Genomic DNA, 14,993 nt, shown 5'->3' with positions numbered 1-14,993 from the left:
CTTTGTCGATCTGCGTGACCGACAGGTTGAGATACTCTCCGAATTCGGCCTGTTTGTTGCCGGTAAAGATGTCGTTGAACCAGCCAAACTGGGTCGAGCTTCTGCCGTGAATCTCCGCCGACCACGCAGCAGTCGAGCCAAACACAACCGCTGAACAGGCCAACAGGCAGAAAAATCTTTTACATGTCATCAGAAACCTCCTTTCATGTAATCTCAAAACTTTAAAACCAAGGGAAGGCATTGCGCTTCTTCACCACCTTTCGCCCCTCTTTGGGGTACATCTTGTGAAAACGCAAAAACATCTACCAATCAAGAAATAGCATTATTCCCAATTGCCCCAGGGCTCTACATTCCGCTTTTCAGCAAGGTATATTGCGAGTAAACAACAAAAATTGTGCGCTATATGGGCCAGTGGCTATCAACCATTTAGAAAATATCAGGCTCTAATAACAGGAGAGGCTCGGTTGGGAAATAATGCCGGCGGTTGGTACGCCGTTGCAGCGCTGGGCATCAGACCGGTATGTCCGGCAACGAGACGTCTTGGCTCTGTAACGCGAAAAATAGTTTTGAAGAAAATGGAATTGGTAGATGGGAGGTGGGTGGGATGGCTTTTTGCCGTTTGTTGAACCGTTGTGATCTGCTCGATTTTCTTAAAAGTACTCTCGACGAAGTAGTGGCTGGCGTTGTTGTGGTCGCAGCAGGAATTGCCGTAATGGTAATGATTCAGGGAAAACGAGAATAGAAAAAGAGACACCAGAAAGGGCAGGAGCAGGAGCAGTCGGTACTTATGCAAGTTCATTTGCAAATAACAATACACAGGGGAGGTTCCTCGATGAGAAGATGTACTCTCTGCCCAACAGTGTAATCGTCAATCATTCTATCAGCAGCCATGTCAATAATACGACACCAGCAGATAACAATATGAAATTACTATGATTATATTCTATTTTTTTACAACAACGATTTTAGCTGCTCCCGGGTGCTGATAATTGGCCAAACCATGTAAAATTACAGCAACTTTATCTATTTGTTTAGTGACTATTGGTAACATTCTACACGCAAGTTTTCAAACGTCAATTTTTTTCACTCTTTTTTTTGCACAATTTATGAAAAATACAACGAAAATTTTTCAATATTTAATAAGAACAGCATGTTATATAACCTCCTGAATAAACGCTACAAATCGTAAACAACAGTATAAAAAAAAGGGAAAAACTACAGAAAGAGCATGAACAACAGAAAAACGATGGGAGGAAGCGTCAAATTTCTGAAAGCCATATTTTCAAAGCGTGGATAATCGTCCGGCTTCGAGCGACCAAATTGCGGATTACTTGCCCCCAGCCTTGCCTGGTGCATTATTGCTATGAAGGGATTACCATCGGCGCGACCTCATGAGGCGGGCTGAAACGCGCCTCCATGGGCGGCTACCTGCAGCGGGCCGCGTAAGGGCATCTCGATCCTGAACTCCGCACCATCGGCCAGATTTCGGGCTATCAGCCTGCCCTCCATATTCTTCTCCGCTATGACCTTGGACATGTAAAGGCCGATTCCGGTACCTTTGCCCGGCTCCTTGGTCGTAAAATACGGGTCGAACACCTTGGGCAGGACATCGGCATCTATGCCGCCGGCGTTATCTGCAATGGTTGCAACCGCAAGCGCATTATCGCGGAAAACGCGTATGGTGATACGCGGCTTGAGGATCTTTCGTTCCAGCAGTACATCCTTGGCATTATTAATGATATTGATCAACATCTGGGAATACTCGTTGGGGTATCCCACAATACAGACATTCGGCTCTGCATCGAATGCGATGGTGATACCGTAGTTCCGAAGGGCCGGCGACATGAATTTGATAGTTTTTTCAATGACCTTGTTGACGATGAACTCACTCTTTTCCTTATCCGGCCTGAAAAAAAAGCGAAAATCGTCAATGGTATTCGACATGAACAGGATAACATCCATGGCCACTTTGACTTCATGATTTAAGATTTCCGGATTAAGTTCGCCATGTTCGGACATTTCCTGCAAATTCTGGATAATCAGGCCCACATTATTAAGCGGTTGGCGCCACTGGTGCGATATATTGCTGATCATTTCCCCCATTGCGGCAAAACGCCCCTGTTGGATGAGCATCTGGTCTTTCTCGCGGAGTTCCTTCAGCGTCGTGGCGATGTGATCCTCAAGAGAGCGATTGACCTCCTCAAGCTGCTGTTGTTTGACCGCTAGATTCACCTCTGCCAGATGCCGTTCGGCTATCTCTTCCTCCAGTAAGGCAGCCTGTTCCTGAAGGGTCTTTTGGGCATTTTCCAGCTTGGCCATGCTTTCCGTAAGCTGTGCATTAAGACGCTTGATGGAATAGTACCGCCACCCTCCCATCAACAGAACCGCCAGGGCAAGTGTCGCACCGATGGTTCCGGTAACCCGCCGGGCATTCCAATACGGCTCCGGCGTACCCCACCATTTCCGATAAAGTGCCTGGTATTCGGGCGAACCGACAAATCCCTCGATAGCCTTGTTGAGACGGGCCGCAAGGACCAGATTCCCCTTGCGCAGCGCCATGGCCCGTTTCCCGTCGATGACCGGCTCTCCGACTGTTTTTATCTTGTCGCCCACGCCCGCCTCGTTGGCAAGCTTCGTTATGTTCGGCGTCGCCGTCAAGGCTGCGTCAATCTGGCCCGAGAGAAGCTCGAATATCAGTGAGTGCAGGTTGGGATAGGTAATGATGGTTATGGCAGGGATGCCTTTAAGGTAGTGCTCTCCGACGCTTTCCTTGATTACGCCGATCTTAATACCCGGGATAATGCCGTAAAAGCGCGATTCGTGACTGCGAACCGTCAAATGAACCGGCACCGATTCCACCGGCTCCGTAAAGGTGAATAACTTGCTCCGCGCATCGTCAACGAGCAGGTTCGGGACCAGGTCCGCTTTGCCGCTCAGAACCAGGTGTTCGACCTCATCCCACTGCTGCCCGAACACATAGACCACCTTCAAACCGGCCCGACGGGCGATCTCATTCATAACATCAACGGCAAAACCGACCGGCTTTCCGGTCTGGCGGTTCTGGGAATAGGTTGGCGGGAAATCGGGGGGGATTGCGGCAATGATCGTATCCGACGCCACAGGTGGAGGGGTGAAATCCTCTGCGCAGGCGGCAACGGCCATACTGAGTGCCGCGGCCGTGAGAACGATCAAAGTCATGCGAGTCTTCATCCGGTTCATTGTTGCCAGCATGATGTGTCCTTAAGAGGTCGACCCACTACCTACCCATGGTGTTTAAGTGTTATACCTTGTAGACGCAGGATTGCAAGGGAGTATGCGGCAATTGCGAATCCAGACCACCCATAAAAACCATTCCGAGGCGGCATCAGTTTCGGAGAGACCTTTGCGGCGGTGGGGATGAGCACTGGCGTAAAGAGCTAAAGATCGAAGAAGCCCCCACCATGGTTGGAAACTTCCGCAAACCGGCAGCCGGTCTATCCAATGAGTTTTGCTATGCCAAATGCTGCCGCTGCCGCGATTCCTCCGACAAGGACCGTTTGCCAAGCACTCCGCACCGGCCGGCTCGTGGTAAAGTGTCCCTTGACAAAACCAAACACAAACAGGGCCAGCAGCGTGACAACCATGGACCCCACCAAAGCCGCATGCACGGAGTGCAAAAAGAAATAGGGGGCCAGCGGCACCAGGCCGCCCGTAACATACGAGAGGGCAATGGTCAGAGCGCTGCTGCGCGCCCGGCGGGGGTCCGGTTCTTCAAGCCCCAGTTCAAACTTCATCATAAAGTCAACCCACCGGGCGCGGTCGGAGCGGATCGCCCCCACAACGGCCGTCACCGTATCCTCTGGAAGCCCGTAATTGCGGAAAACTTGGGCGACCTCGTCCGCCTCGCTTTCGGGGACTTCGTGCGTCTCGCGCTCTTCACGGGCCAACTCGGCCGCAAAATGTTCCGCATCGGTCCGCGCCGCCAGATACCCCCCCAGCCCCATTGCAATCGCACCCGCCGCGATCTCGGCGAGTCCTGCGATTATAATGAGGCCTGTGGAATCAACGGCTCCCGACAACCCCGCCGCAAGCGCGAACGGAACCGTCAAACCATCCGACATGCCGATGACAATGTCACGTACCGTATCGGATGCGGTAAAATGTTTTTCCCCCTGGGCAGTCATTGGCATCCGGCACCTGCAATCATCCTGAAGATAGCGATCATGTTTTCCAACCTCTGGACAGTGGAACAAATGAATGGAGCCTTTAAGTAGACAATAGCGGGGGTTCTTTCCGCCGCGACCTCAACAAAGCATAGGCCAGGTATCCCACAACCCCCAGGTTCACAACCAGCACGGTCATCTTGGGCCACGTCATCCCGCGCATGACTTCAAACAGTTCAACAGGTATATACATCCCGCCGGTCAGCAAACCGAACCACTCCGCCCACGGCATCCGTTTCCAAAGGCCGAACGCCTCCACAAAACGCACAATTGCGTAACATAACGCAGAAAGGGCAAGCCCCCAGAGTTGCAGATCCGTCACGTGGGTAGCCGCATCGATGAAGATTTGTGGATAGTGGCGGGCAGGATTGATATGCAAGTGTCGAACAAGTTGCTCGGCAACATGATGGACATCTTCGTGAATGAACGCCAGTATCCCTAAACCGGTCAACAGGACGATCATCCCCTTGGCCCCCTCGAAGAGCGCTACGACACGAAGTCCGCCAAGTTTTGCAGGGTTTTCGGCATTATTGTGCATGTATTTTTTCACGTGTTCGGCGTAGACGACAGCATGGCAACAGCGCTGCAATCGGTCGAATGAAACAAGAAAACCGGGGGCATCCCGGTTTTCGGTCAAGTCCCCCACGGGGCATGTCCGTCATGATCGGCGTTTAGACCCCGGCTTGCCCTGCTTCTGTTCCTTCAGCAACTGCCGCCAGAGTTTCGTCATCACCGCCTCGCAACGTTCCCTATCGGAAATCCGCAATCTCTGGGTGCACACGACCGTGCCATCCACATTGACAATGCGCTCCAGAGTGTTCTCGTTTGCCCAGATGATAATGTTTTGCATTTTGTCCCTCCCACGCGAGGGTCTTCACAGCAGTCCTCCTAATCATTGTTAAAAAATAATAGAAAAGCGTGATTAGTCAAGCAATGTATACACGGAAATATCAAAACTGACCAGGTCGCGTTGGTGACTTCGACCGCATCCGGGCAAGCGTTTTTCTCTGCCCGAAAAATAAAAACCCACTGCTGGAGAAAAAACAGCAGGGGGCGATTATATCAAGCAACTTCGGTCGTTCGCCGGGGTTATATGGCGGAGTTCGACTCGTTCATTTCATACGGGTCATGTGCCGCATTCTCAAGACCATAGGAGCCCATTTCATCCTTCAGGCTTTTGATCGCATCATAGGCCTTCAGGATCAGAGAGCCGACATCGGTGGATTGTCGGGCCTCATAGGCACGCTTCAGCGTATCGAGTGCGGAATCAGCCAGTACAGCAGAAGTGGTAAAGGAACCGGGCATACGTCTTTCCTCCATGTGGCGCTAAATGTATATCATCAAACGGATATCGTACCGTTTCAAATCTGATTACCGGGAGATACCAGAAAGCCCGCTCGTTTTCCGCGGGCTTTTGTACTGCGCTGTACCGTCCGGGATAACAGGCGCCCTCCTTATGACAGGTCAGGTGAGCGCCTAGTGTAAAGGGCATATTCAGGCTTTAAAACAATGGTTCCCCATCATAAAACGTTGCAAAGGGCGTTTGCGCATTGCTTTCTATCGGAAATATACGAGCATAAATCATTTGTGTAAATAGAAAATAAACCGTTGCCTCAAGAGCCATAGCGCCACGGCGACATTTACCCAGGTCGACCGTCCTTTAATCCCGCCCTGCCCTGCCCCTTAATCCTTATCCCGGCTTTGGGGCGAAGCTGGCGACGCTACCGTCGCCTCCCCGGACTCTGTTCCCCAGAAATCGGCAACGTCACGCAAAATACTGCCCGACACGACCTCGGCAACATCCGCAGTGAACCAGTCGGCCGGCATCGCCTGACTGAAACCAGGCTCCAGGAACCGTCTGTCCATCAGGACGATAAGCCCCCGGTCCGTCTCGGAGCGGATGACCCTGCCGGCGGCCTGGATCGCCTTGGCCATGGCGGGTATCGTGTAGGCATATTCAAATCCGGCAGCATATTTTTGCTGGTAATACGACCGCATCTGTTCCCGCTCCAGATCATAGGTGGGCAGCGGCGGCCCGACCACAAAGGCCCCGATAATCATCTCCCCCGCGTAGTCCATACCTTCGGAGAAGGAACCTCCCTGCACGGCAAAGACGATTGTCGGCGTGCCTTGGGCGCGAAGGTTCTCGACGACCGCTTCTATGCCGGCGGCTTTCATGCCCCGCTCCTGACGCACCACCACAAAGCCTGCCGGCGGTTGAAAGAGGGAGGCTACCCGCTCCAGAAACTCGAAGCTCGGCAGGAAAACGAAATAGTTGCCCTTGCGCAGTGCCGCCACCCTCTGGACCGCCTCGGCGATCTTGGCGTAGTTGCGTTCGCGGTGGCTGTAACGGGTGGATATCTGGGGGATGATCAGGAGCTTGCGCCGTTCTCTCGGAAACGGGCTGGCAAATTCCGCCGTCCTGACCCGGTCCACCTTCAGGCCGGAAAGGCGCACATAATAGTCAAAGGGTTTCAGGGTCGCCGAGAACCCCACCACCTGCTCGTAGTCGGCATAGCAATCCTCCAGCATTGCCGAGGCGTCGCAACAGGTTATCTTCACCGTGCCGCCGGTCCCATGGGGGTGAAAGGTGGTGAAAAATTCCTGCCGGTCGGGATGGCCGATGAACTCCAGGGTTTCCGTGAATTCGGCCCAGTAGTGACAGAGCCGCAGGATCACGTCCTGGTGGGGTATCTCCACGCCCGAATCCAGGTAGCGGGAGAGAAAGACACTGAGCCGGGAGTGCGGGGTGAAAAACAGGTCCGTGGGTGGCTCGATCCGCTGCGGCTTGGTGACGCCGGGCGCATGACAGGCAGCGACGGCCTGCAGGCAACCGTCAAGAAGCTCCTCGGCCTCGTGGCGAAAACGTGGGGTCACCGCCCGTATCTCGCCACGCATATTTTCCAGCACCACGGACGAGAGTGCCGGCGAATAGTAGTCCATGGCCCGCGCCGGGAGGTTGTGGGCTTCGTCGATCACCAGGTTGGGCTTGCCGGTCTGATCCACGCCGATGTCCGCCATGCGGCCCAATGCCGAGCGCGGGGCAAACACGTAGTTGTAATCGCAGATGATGATGTCCGCCTCGCGGGCGCTGTCCAGTTGCAACTCGAACGGACAGACCCGGTACTGCTCCCCCAGGTCGCGAAAGGTGCGGGCCTTCAGCTTCCTCTTCCGTGCCAGTATATCGAGCAGCCCTTCCCCATAGACCTTGCCGTAGTAGTCCCTGGCATACTCGCAGTAGTCGGGATTGCACAGCGGCTCGTTCATGAAGCAGATCTTCCCCTTGGCGGTGATGGAGAGGGATTTCAGCTTTGCCCCCGCTTCCTGGAAGCGGGTGACGGCGTCCTCCGCCACGGAGTGCTGGCTGTTTTTCGGCGTGACGTACACGACCCTCTGTCCCCGGCTCAGAGCCTCCTTCGCTACGGGATACAGAACGCCGACGGTCTTTCCGAGACCCGTGGGGGCCTGGATGAGCATGGGCCGTTTCTCCGTCATGAACCGCTCGATGGTCTCCATGAGTTCGATCTGGCCGGGCCGGGGATTGGCAAAGGGAAAAGTGAATGAGGTGGCGGCCTTTCGCCGCCGGGCGGCGCGCTTCTCCGCCTGCTGCGCCTCGACGACCAGTTCGTCCAGGCGGCGGTCGAGCCATTGTTCGTACCGGGCCGGATCGAGGAGCAGATCAAGGTCGTCCGCATCGCCGCTGCGGGTGGAGACCAAATGGAAGGAGAGCGCGGGCAGCACCCGGTGTTCGCGCCAGTAGCAGTAACCGTAGGTCAGCAGTTGCAGGCAGTAGGGATGGTCCAGGGGGCCGCCCGCCAGATGCTGCGCCAGTTCCCGGATATTGAAGGTGCTCTTGATCTCCTCGATCTTCGGCACCTCGTGACGGAAGATCCCATCCATCCGGCCATCGACCCGAAATGCGTACCCTCCTCTCTCGAACAGGCTGGTGATCGGCACCTCGGCCTGATAGGCCGAGTCGGCCTTTGCCCGCTGCTTCTGCACCCGAGTGTGGATTTCCTGCCCCTCGGCGGCCTGACGGCCATAGCCAGAATGGGCCTCGATGCTGCCGGTCCGTGGAGAAGGCAGGGCAAAATCCCGGAGCGGCATGGTGATCAGCTTCGTCACTTCCCGCTACCCCCCCGGGTCTTTTTCTTGGCCGGGGCCTTGACCTTGCCGGCGTCGTCCTGGGGCGTTTTCCCCAAGAGCCCGTCGATAAACGCCGACATGGCCCGCGACGATTCCAGGGCCTCTTTGGGAATCTCCCTGTCGTGCTTTTTCGCCAGGTCCGTGCCGAATTTCAACTGCGCCGGGGACGGGGGATAGACGCCGCCGGGACCGGCAGCCGCCCGCTGGGGGGGCCGGGCAAATTTCATCTTGGAGTGCACCCCCTTGACGAAGGTGGTCCAGGAGGCGTCGCCCCCCTCCACCTTGTCCAGGTACGACTCCATCTTCTTGGTCAGTTCCAGGTCGATGATCCAGGGGTGGTCCTTGGCCAGGAAATCGAAGAGCCGTTCGGCCACATCCGTGGCGTGGATCTTCCCCTTCTTGATCACGATATAGTTTCTGGTCTTGATCGTCCCCATGATCGAGGCATAGGTGGAAGGCCTGCCGATACCGTGCTTCTCCAACGCCTTGACCAGGGTCGCCTCGGAGTACCGCCCCGGCGGCTTGGTCTGCTTCTCGTCCAGCTTCTGGCCGGTCTTCTCCACCGTCTCGCCGTTTACCAGGGCAGGCAGCCGCTGGTTGTCGTCCTCGTCCTCCTTGTCCCCCTCCTTCACCTCGCTGTAGACCTTCAGAAAACCGTCGAACTTCATCACTCTGCCGGTGGCCCGGAACGGCTCCCCGGCACAATCGATCTCCACGGTCGTGGAGTCGTAGACCGCCGCCGCCATCTGGGAGGCCACGGTGCGCCGGTAGATCAGAGTATAGAGCTTCTCGTGGTCCGCGCCCAACCCTTCTTTCGAGACGATCCCATGAATGTCGCCGGTGGGGTGCATGTGGGTCGGCCGGATCGCCTCGTGGGCCTCGGCCTGGCTGTTCTTGGACTTGTAGGTGTTGGGAGTCTTGGGGAGGTACGCCGCCCCCAGGGAGCGCCCCACATGGTTTCTGATATCGGCGATGAATTCGTCGGCGATGCGGACGGAATCGGTACGGTGGTAGCTGATCAGGCCGGCCTCGAAGAGCTGCTGGGCCAGGCGCATCGCCACCTCCGGGGAGATCTTGAGTTGCGAGGAGGCCGCCGCCTGCATGTCCACGGTGGTAAACGGGGCCTTGGGGTTTTGCCGGGTCTCCTTGGTTTCCACCTTGAGGATATCGGCGGTCCGGGCGGCGGTCACCGCCTGGAGAATCGCCTCGGCCTTGGCCTTATCCGTCAGATTGCCCCCCTTGTGCTTGGCCGCGAAGGACAGTTCCTCCTTTTGCAGCATAATCGAGACAACGTAAAAGGGCTCCGGGTTGAAAGTGCGGATCTCCCGTTCCCGCTCCACGCAGAGGCGCACCGCCGGGGCCTGCACCCGGCCCACCGAATACCTTCCCTTGAGGGCGTTGCTGGCGATGGGGGAAAGGATATACCCCACGATCCGGTCCCCCACCCTGCGCCCCAGAAAAGCATTATACAGGCCGGTGTTGGTGCTCTCCCACGGGATCGACTTCTTCATGGCGTCGTCGATCCCCTTCTGGGTGATCTCGTGGATCTCCAGGCGGTGGATCGACCGGGCGATCTTCTGCACCTCGTCGAAGACATGGGTGCCGATGGCATATCCTTCGCGGTCCGGGTCGGTGGCGATATACACATCCTGCCCCTTGGCGGCGGCCTTGATCTGCTTGATCCGGTCCGCCTTCCCCTTGTCCAGGATGAACGTGGGCGCATAGGTGTCCAGGTCCACCCCCATGGCGTCGGCCGGCAGGTCTTTGAAATGGCCCACGGTGGCCAGGATCTGGGCGTTGAGGTAGGATTTGATCTTCTTTATTTTGTTGGGGGACTCGATAACGAGCAGCATGATGAAAATCCGTAAAAGTCGCTTCAAGGTACCCTGCGGTCAGGGGAGATGATTATATACCATATTTCCGTGCCGCGGAGCTATCTTCAACCAATCCCCTCATCCGCCCCTTCGGGGCACCTTCTCCCGGCGGGAGAAGGCACACGCGTCAAGCCCTCTCCCACCGGGAGAGGGTGGCCGAAGGCCGGGTGAGGGGATAAAGCCGGGGGTGACTCTACTGCAAAGACTCAACCGGACAACGCTGGCTGTACAACATAACTATGGACGGTAAACACAATCCGTGATAGGAATATTAGTTTATTATTGGCGTGTAATAATGATATATGACTCATCGAGGTTCAGGCTTCAGGCTGTCGGTTTCCAGAGGGGATCGGGACGGGCGACAAATCGGGTGTATAATTATCCCAGATGAATCCGGTTCACGGCAGCCCTGCCCATACAAGCAAAACAAAGGCAAAAGACCATGACAATCAACCAACTGGTGGAGCTTATCAGGCACATAGAGGAAGAGCACAACTTCTTCAACCGCAGACCGGGGCACCGGGTGGTGAAGACCATAACCCCGCAAATCGACACCCGTGGCGCCGGTATGGTGGTAGCGGTGGATTTGCAGGGGTATGGCTGGGAAAACGTCTTCGATTCCCGGAAGGGGCGGCAGGACACACCCTCTTCGATGTTCAATTCAATTATGACCTTTCTGGACACGTCCGACGAGGATATCTGAGGTTTCAGGCTTTGAAAATTTGAGACGGCAACATGGAAAAGTAGCCCATATCGTCCACAAGTAAGGATACATTATGCAAGCTACCGTTTTCGTTGACTTCACCCGCGCAGCGTACCATACTGTGATCTCCTCCTTCATGTGTGTTTAGATCACTAGGCCCCTTGGAAAGCTCCATTCCAAGGGGCCGCCCTTTTGCCATCAGGTTCCTTATGATGCTGCCCCCTCCGCTCCAGGCCGTCGCCCTTCCCAACAGGTTGTCCGCTCTCCCGGTTGTATGAGTTCTTGGTAACGCCCGATTCCCTCCGACGGTTTACCCCTTGACAAATACTTCTGATTCAAATTAATCTGATACGAAATAATTATTATCACCAGAGGACTCTATGGACGAACCAACAAAGCTGGACAACAGCATACGTTTTGGTCCCCGGCTCGGCTATGCCTCGCGGCAGTGGCGCAGGGCCGTGGACGAGCGGCTGCAACCGTTTGGACTCACCGAAGCGACGTGGCTTCCCCTGCTGCATATTGCGCGGAACGAACCGCTGCGGCAAAAGGACCTGGCGGAGGTGGTCGGCATCGAATGTTCCACCCTGGTCCGGCTGATCGACGCTCTCGATAATGGCGGACTGATAAAACGCGTGCCCGATGGCGACGACCGGCGCGCCAAGCTCTTGTCCCTGACCCCAAGCGGGCGCCTTTTGGTTGGGAAGGTGGAAGCGGCTGCCGCCGTTATCCGCCGCCAGATATTCGCCGGTATCAGCGAGGAGGAGTTGGCAATCGCCCTCAACGTAATCGAACGCATCTGCGACGGGCTCAACAGGACCTGGACACAGGACCCGGAGGATGCGGTATGAGCGGCGGCACCACAACCACCTCCATGAGGGTGTACGCAATTCTGCGCAGAGTCAGGTTTGGCGCGGCGCGGCATCCCGCCGTCTTCGCCGCGCTGTTTCTCGCACTGCTGGCCTGCGGGTTTTGGCTGCATAACCGGCTGACCCATGTGGAGGAAAACGACGCCAAGACGGCAGGCGAGGTCATTACCATTGCCAGCAGGCTCGATGGCTGGCTGGTCACCCGTCCGGTGATCGAGGGGGATCATGTGCGCAAGGGGCAGGTACTGGGGGAACTGGACACGCGCGACGCCAAATTGCGGCTGGCCACGCTGGAAAACAACCTGGCGGCCCACGACGCCCATATCCGCGAGATCACGATTCAGCGCGACACCACACAGAAAACGACCACGGCGGGGATCGCCGATGCCCGGGCCCAGGTGACCGCCGCCAGGGAGGCCGTGGCGGTGATCGCGCCCCAGGCGGACCTGGCCCGTGCGGATTTTGCCCGTTCCGATGCGCTGGTGGGCCAGGGCGCCGTTTCGCGAGAGAACTGGGATCATACGCGCAGCACCAAGTTCCAGAACGAGGCGTCATTACGCCAGGCCCGGTCGCAGCTCACCGCCCGGCAGGCGACCTTGGCGCAAACGGTCGCCCAGCGCGGCCAGGTGGCCATGCTGGGACAGCAGCTCGAGGTGCTGCGCCGCGAGCGGGCGGCCCTTGCCAGCCAGGTGGCGCAGGTGCGCCAGGAGATCGCCGACCGCACCCTGCGCGCCCCCTGCGACGGCATTGTGGACAGGACCTTCATCCACGCGGGCGACTACGTGCAGGCCGGGCAGTGGCTGATGATGCTCCATGATCCGAACGACATCTGGGTGGAAGCCAACGTCAAGGAAACCGCGGTCGGCAAAGTGCGTGTCGGCCAGCCGGTGAACGTGGCGGTGGACGCCTATCCGAACCTCGGGCTGCACGGACGGGTCATACGCGTCGGCAACGCCGCCACCAATCAATTCGCCCTGTTGCCCAGCCCCAACCCTTCCGGCAACTTCACCAAGATCACCCAACGGGTGCCGGTCCGCATCGCCATCGACAAGCCCAAACAGCCCCTGCAACCCGGCCTCATGGTCGAGGTTTCCATCAATGTCGCCCATTGAGGCCTATACCGAGCGCTTCGGCGCCCGGTATAAATGGCTCGCGACCGGTACCGTCATGCTCGGCACCATTGTCACCACCGCCGCCTCGACCATGGTCAATGTGGCGCTGCCGGACATCATGGGCGCCTTCGGCCTGGGGCAGGATCAGGTGCAGTGGCTCTCCACCGGCTTCCTGGCGGCGACGACGGCGACCATGCTGCTTACCGCCTGGGCCCTTGGCCGCTTCGGCTATCGCATGGCGTTCGTCGGCGCCCTGGCGCTGTTCGTCGTCGGCACCCTTGCCGGGGCGGCAAGCAACACCAGCAACGAAATCATCCTGGCGCGGGTGCTGCAAGGCATGGCCTCCGGTTTGATCCAGCCGGTGGCCATGGTGGTATTGTCCGAGGTTTTCCCCCGCAACCAGCGAGGCCGGGCCATGTCCATCTATACCTTGGGCGTGGTGCTGGCACCGGCGCTCGGGCCCACCGTCGCCGGATATCTGGTTGACGAATACAGTTGGCGTTATGTGTTCCTGGCGGTCATACCGGTATGCGTGGCCGCCATGGTGGCGGCCACGGTGTTCCTGCCCGGCCGCGATACGCGCCAGGAGGCTGCTTCCCATGGTTTCGACGGAATCGGCTTTTCCTTCCTGAGTATCTTCCTGATCTGCCTGCTGAGTGCAATCTCCAACGGGCAGCGCGAAGGCTGGAGTTCGGATCTGATCCTGGCGCTGGCCGTGGCCGCCCTCGCCTCGGCCGTTGCCTTCATCTCCTGGGAATTGACGTGTCAACGGCCGCTTTTGAACCTCCGTGTCTTCCTCAATGGCCGGTTCACGGCAAGCTGCCTGGTTACCTTTGCCCTGGGGGTGGGCATTTACGGCTCCACCTATATCGTCCCCATGTTCGTACAGTTCGTGCAGGGATACAACCCGACCCGCTCCGGCCTGCTGTTGATGCCCGCCGGTTTTGCGCTGGCGCTGACGGCCCCGGTGGCCGGGCACCTTGCCGACCGATTGCCGCCATGGGGGCCGGTCATGGCCGGATTGACCCTGTTCGGCCTGTCCAACTGGCTCTGCGCCGGGGCCGACGTGGATTCGTCGTTCTGGCTGTTTGCCTGGTGGATCATCGTGGGACGCATCGGGCTGGGGCTGATAACGCCGTCGTTGAACGCCGGAGCCTTGCGCGCCCTGCCCCACGAGTTGCTGGCGCAAGGTTCGGGCGCCCTGAATTTCATCCGCCAGCTTGGCGGCGCCATGGGGGTCAATCTGCTGTCCATGCTGATCGACCGGCGGATCACCTTTCATGGCGATGCCCTGGCCCAGGCCATGACCCCGGCAACGGCGGCGGCGAGCAATGCCGTGCGGCAGCTCGGGTTGATGCTGAGTCACTGGGGCAATCCGTTCGGCACCCGCCTACCCAGCGATGCGCCGCCGGCGGCCATGAATTATCTGGAACGGATATTGGTGCCGAAGGCGCAGATGCTGGCGTATCAGGATGGTTTTCACGTGGTCGCGGTGATGTTCTTCGCCGCGTTGCTGCCGGCTCTGCTCATGCGACGGCGGGCGAGGTAGACGGAACTTTTTTATGTATCGAAATGATACAAATGGCGGCGCTTGAGCATGGTTCAAGTGCCGTTTTTTTATGTGATAACGGGTGGATATGGGCGTTGGCGTTTTTATGTTAATTATTTTAACACTGCGATATTGCGTTGAATTATGGGTTTGCTTGGAGTAGAAGGGGGAAGGTCGGGGGGTTGCTTGTGGCTGGTTGGAAACGCTGCGGGGCAATTCGATCTGGTTAACAATCTTAACTACGCCCAATTAGGGGGCCTGCTCGCGAAGCTTGCATTCTGTGAAGTGAAAGGGACTTGAGTGATGAAAAATGTCTTTATCAGCAGGCCGACCTATATACCAGATGCATACCAAAAAGGCATAAGTCATTTCCTTAACTTATTATCAACACTCGGACTTAAGCCGCGATGACCTTACCCCTTCAATAGAACCAGTTCTTGCTTAGGTTTTTCGGTCTTTTGTTCTTTTTCAAATGTTCTTGCAAACTCAGTCGGTGCCATGCCGTTCAGTGAGCTGTGCGGCCTTTCCGAGTTGTAAT

At 57.1% G+C, this 14,993-nt stretch carries 12 protein-coding genes and 1 pseudogene; 5 read left to right on the top strand and 8 right to left on the bottom strand.

Going from position 1 to position 14,993, the window contains the following annotated elements; all coding sequences use genetic code 11:
• Positions 1-190, bottom strand: a pseudogene (locus F6V25_RS16830) (hypothetical protein); the annotation flags it as partial.
• Between the two features lie 330 nt (positions 191-520).
• Between F6V25_RS16830 and F6V25_RS16825 the strand changes: the two are divergent.
• Entirely contained in the window at positions 521-742 is a 222-nt protein-coding gene (locus F6V25_RS16825; protein ID WP_151129752.1) for a hypothetical protein, read from the top strand.
• A 647-nt stretch (positions 743-1,389) separates the two neighbouring features.
• On the opposite strand, the gene F6V25_RS16820 is transcribed toward F6V25_RS16825, so the two are convergent.
• The 7 genes from F6V25_RS16820 to topA all read right to left on the bottom strand — a co-directional run bounded on the left by F6V25_RS16820 (position 1,390) and on the right by topA (position 10,201).
• The gene (locus F6V25_RS16820; protein ID WP_191966244.1) at positions 1,390-3,198 is read right to left on the bottom strand and encodes a transporter substrate-binding domain-containing protein; all 1,809 of its coding nucleotides are present in this window, start codon (positions 3,196-3,198) and stop codon (positions 1,390-1,392) included.
• Positions 3,199-3,473: 275 nt separating this feature from the next.
• Positions 3,474-4,163: a VIT1/CCC1 transporter family protein gene (locus F6V25_RS16815; protein WP_218043566.1), complete on the bottom strand. Its 690-nt coding sequence runs from the start codon at positions 4,161-4,163 to the stop codon at positions 3,474-3,476.
• An 82-nt stretch (positions 4,164-4,245) separates the two neighbouring features.
• Complete coding sequence (locus F6V25_RS16810; protein ID WP_246167084.1) at positions 4,246-4,839, bottom strand: DUF2127 domain-containing protein; 594 nt, start codon at positions 4,837-4,839, stop codon at positions 4,246-4,248.
• Positions 4,840-4,860: 21 nt separating this feature from the next.
• Positions 4,861-5,052, bottom strand: coding sequence for a hypothetical protein (locus tag F6V25_RS16805; protein ID WP_151129749.1), 192 nt, complete (start codon positions 5,050-5,052; stop codon positions 4,861-4,863).
• A 239-nt stretch (positions 5,053-5,291) separates the two neighbouring features.
• Entirely contained in the window at positions 5,292-5,507 is a 216-nt protein-coding gene (locus F6V25_RS16800; RefSeq protein ID WP_151129748.1) for a hypothetical protein, read from the bottom strand.
• 378 nt (positions 5,508-5,885) lie between these two features.
• A complete protein-coding gene (locus F6V25_RS16795; protein ID WP_246167083.1) occupies positions 5,886-8,327 on the bottom strand; it encodes an ATP-dependent DNA helicase in 2,442 nt (813 codons plus the stop codon).
• Positions 8,324-10,201: a type I DNA topoisomerase gene (gene topA / locus F6V25_RS16790; protein WP_151129747.1), complete on the bottom strand. Its 1,878-nt coding sequence runs from the start codon at positions 10,199-10,201 to the stop codon at positions 8,324-8,326. Before topA ends, F6V25_RS16795 begins: the two co-directional genes overlap by 4 nt.
• A gap of 463 nt (positions 10,202-10,664) precedes the next feature.
• On the opposite strand from topA, the gene F6V25_RS16785 reads away from it, so the two are divergent.
• The 4 genes from F6V25_RS16785 (at position 10,665) to F6V25_RS16770 (ending at position 14,455) form a co-directional block, all read left to right on the top strand.
• Positions 10,665-10,925: a hypothetical protein gene (locus tag F6V25_RS16785; protein WP_151129746.1), complete on the top strand. Its 261-nt coding sequence runs from the start codon at positions 10,665-10,667 to the stop codon at positions 10,923-10,925.
• A 380-nt stretch (positions 10,926-11,305) separates the two neighbouring features.
• A complete protein-coding gene (locus F6V25_RS16780) occupies positions 11,306-11,776 on the top strand; it encodes a MarR family winged helix-turn-helix transcriptional regulator (protein WP_151129745.1) in 471 nt (156 codons plus the stop codon).
• Complete coding sequence (locus tag F6V25_RS16775) at positions 11,773-12,906, top strand: HlyD family secretion protein (protein ID WP_151129744.1); 1,134 nt, start codon at positions 11,773-11,775, stop codon at positions 12,904-12,906. The genes F6V25_RS16780 and F6V25_RS16775 overlap by 4 nt, the downstream gene beginning before the upstream one ends.
• Complete coding sequence (locus F6V25_RS16770) at positions 12,893-14,455, top strand: DHA2 family efflux MFS transporter permease subunit (protein ID WP_151129743.1); 1,563 nt, start codon at positions 12,893-12,895, stop codon at positions 14,453-14,455. The genes F6V25_RS16775 and F6V25_RS16770 overlap by 14 nt, the downstream gene beginning before the upstream one ends.
• Positions 14,456-14,993 lie beyond the last annotated feature (538 nt).

Origin of the sequence: Oryzomonas japonica, from assembly GCF_008802365.1 — a bacterium.
GTDB lineage: Bacteria > Desulfobacterota > Desulfuromonadia > Geobacterales > Pseudopelobacteraceae > Oryzomonas > Oryzomonas japonica.
The sequence above is the reverse complement of the archived record's forward strand: the minus strand, read 5'-3'. Positions and strand labels throughout refer to the sequence as shown.

Bases quoted from the DNA above. Each gene is read 5' to 3' on its own strand.
- F6V25_RS16825 (WP_151129752.1), top strand. From the start codon at position 521: ATGTCCGGCAACGAGACGTCTTGGCTCTGTAACGCGAAAAATAGTTTT.
- F6V25_RS16820 (WP_191966244.1), bottom strand. From the start codon at position 3,198: ATGACTTTGATCGTTCTCACGGCCGCGGCACTCAGTATGGCCGTTGCC.
- F6V25_RS16815 (WP_218043566.1), bottom strand. From the start codon at position 4,163: ATGACTGCCCAGGGGGAAAAACATTTTACCGCATCCGATACGGTACGT.
- F6V25_RS16805 (WP_151129749.1), bottom strand. From the start codon at position 5,052: ATGCAAAACATTATCATCTGGGCAAACGAGAACACTCTGGAGCGCATT.
- F6V25_RS16800 (WP_151129748.1), bottom strand. From the start codon at position 5,507: ATGCCCGGTTCCTTTACCACTTCTGCTGTACTGGCTGATTCCGCACTC.
- topA (WP_151129747.1), bottom strand. From the start codon at position 10,201: ATGCTGCTCGTTATCGAGTCCCCCAACAAAATAAAGAAGATCAAATCC.
- F6V25_RS16785 (WP_151129746.1), top strand. From the start codon at position 10,665: ATGACAATCAACCAACTGGTGGAGCTTATCAGGCACATAGAGGAAGAG.
- F6V25_RS16780 (WP_151129745.1), top strand. From the start codon at position 11,306: ATGGACGAACCAACAAAGCTGGACAACAGCATACGTTTTGGTCCCCGG.
- F6V25_RS16775 (WP_151129744.1), top strand. From the start codon at position 11,773: ATGAGCGGCGGCACCACAACCACCTCCATGAGGGTGTACGCAATTCTG.
- F6V25_RS16770 (WP_151129743.1), top strand. From the start codon at position 12,893: ATGTCGCCCATTGAGGCCTATACCGAGCGCTTCGGCGCCCGGTATAAA.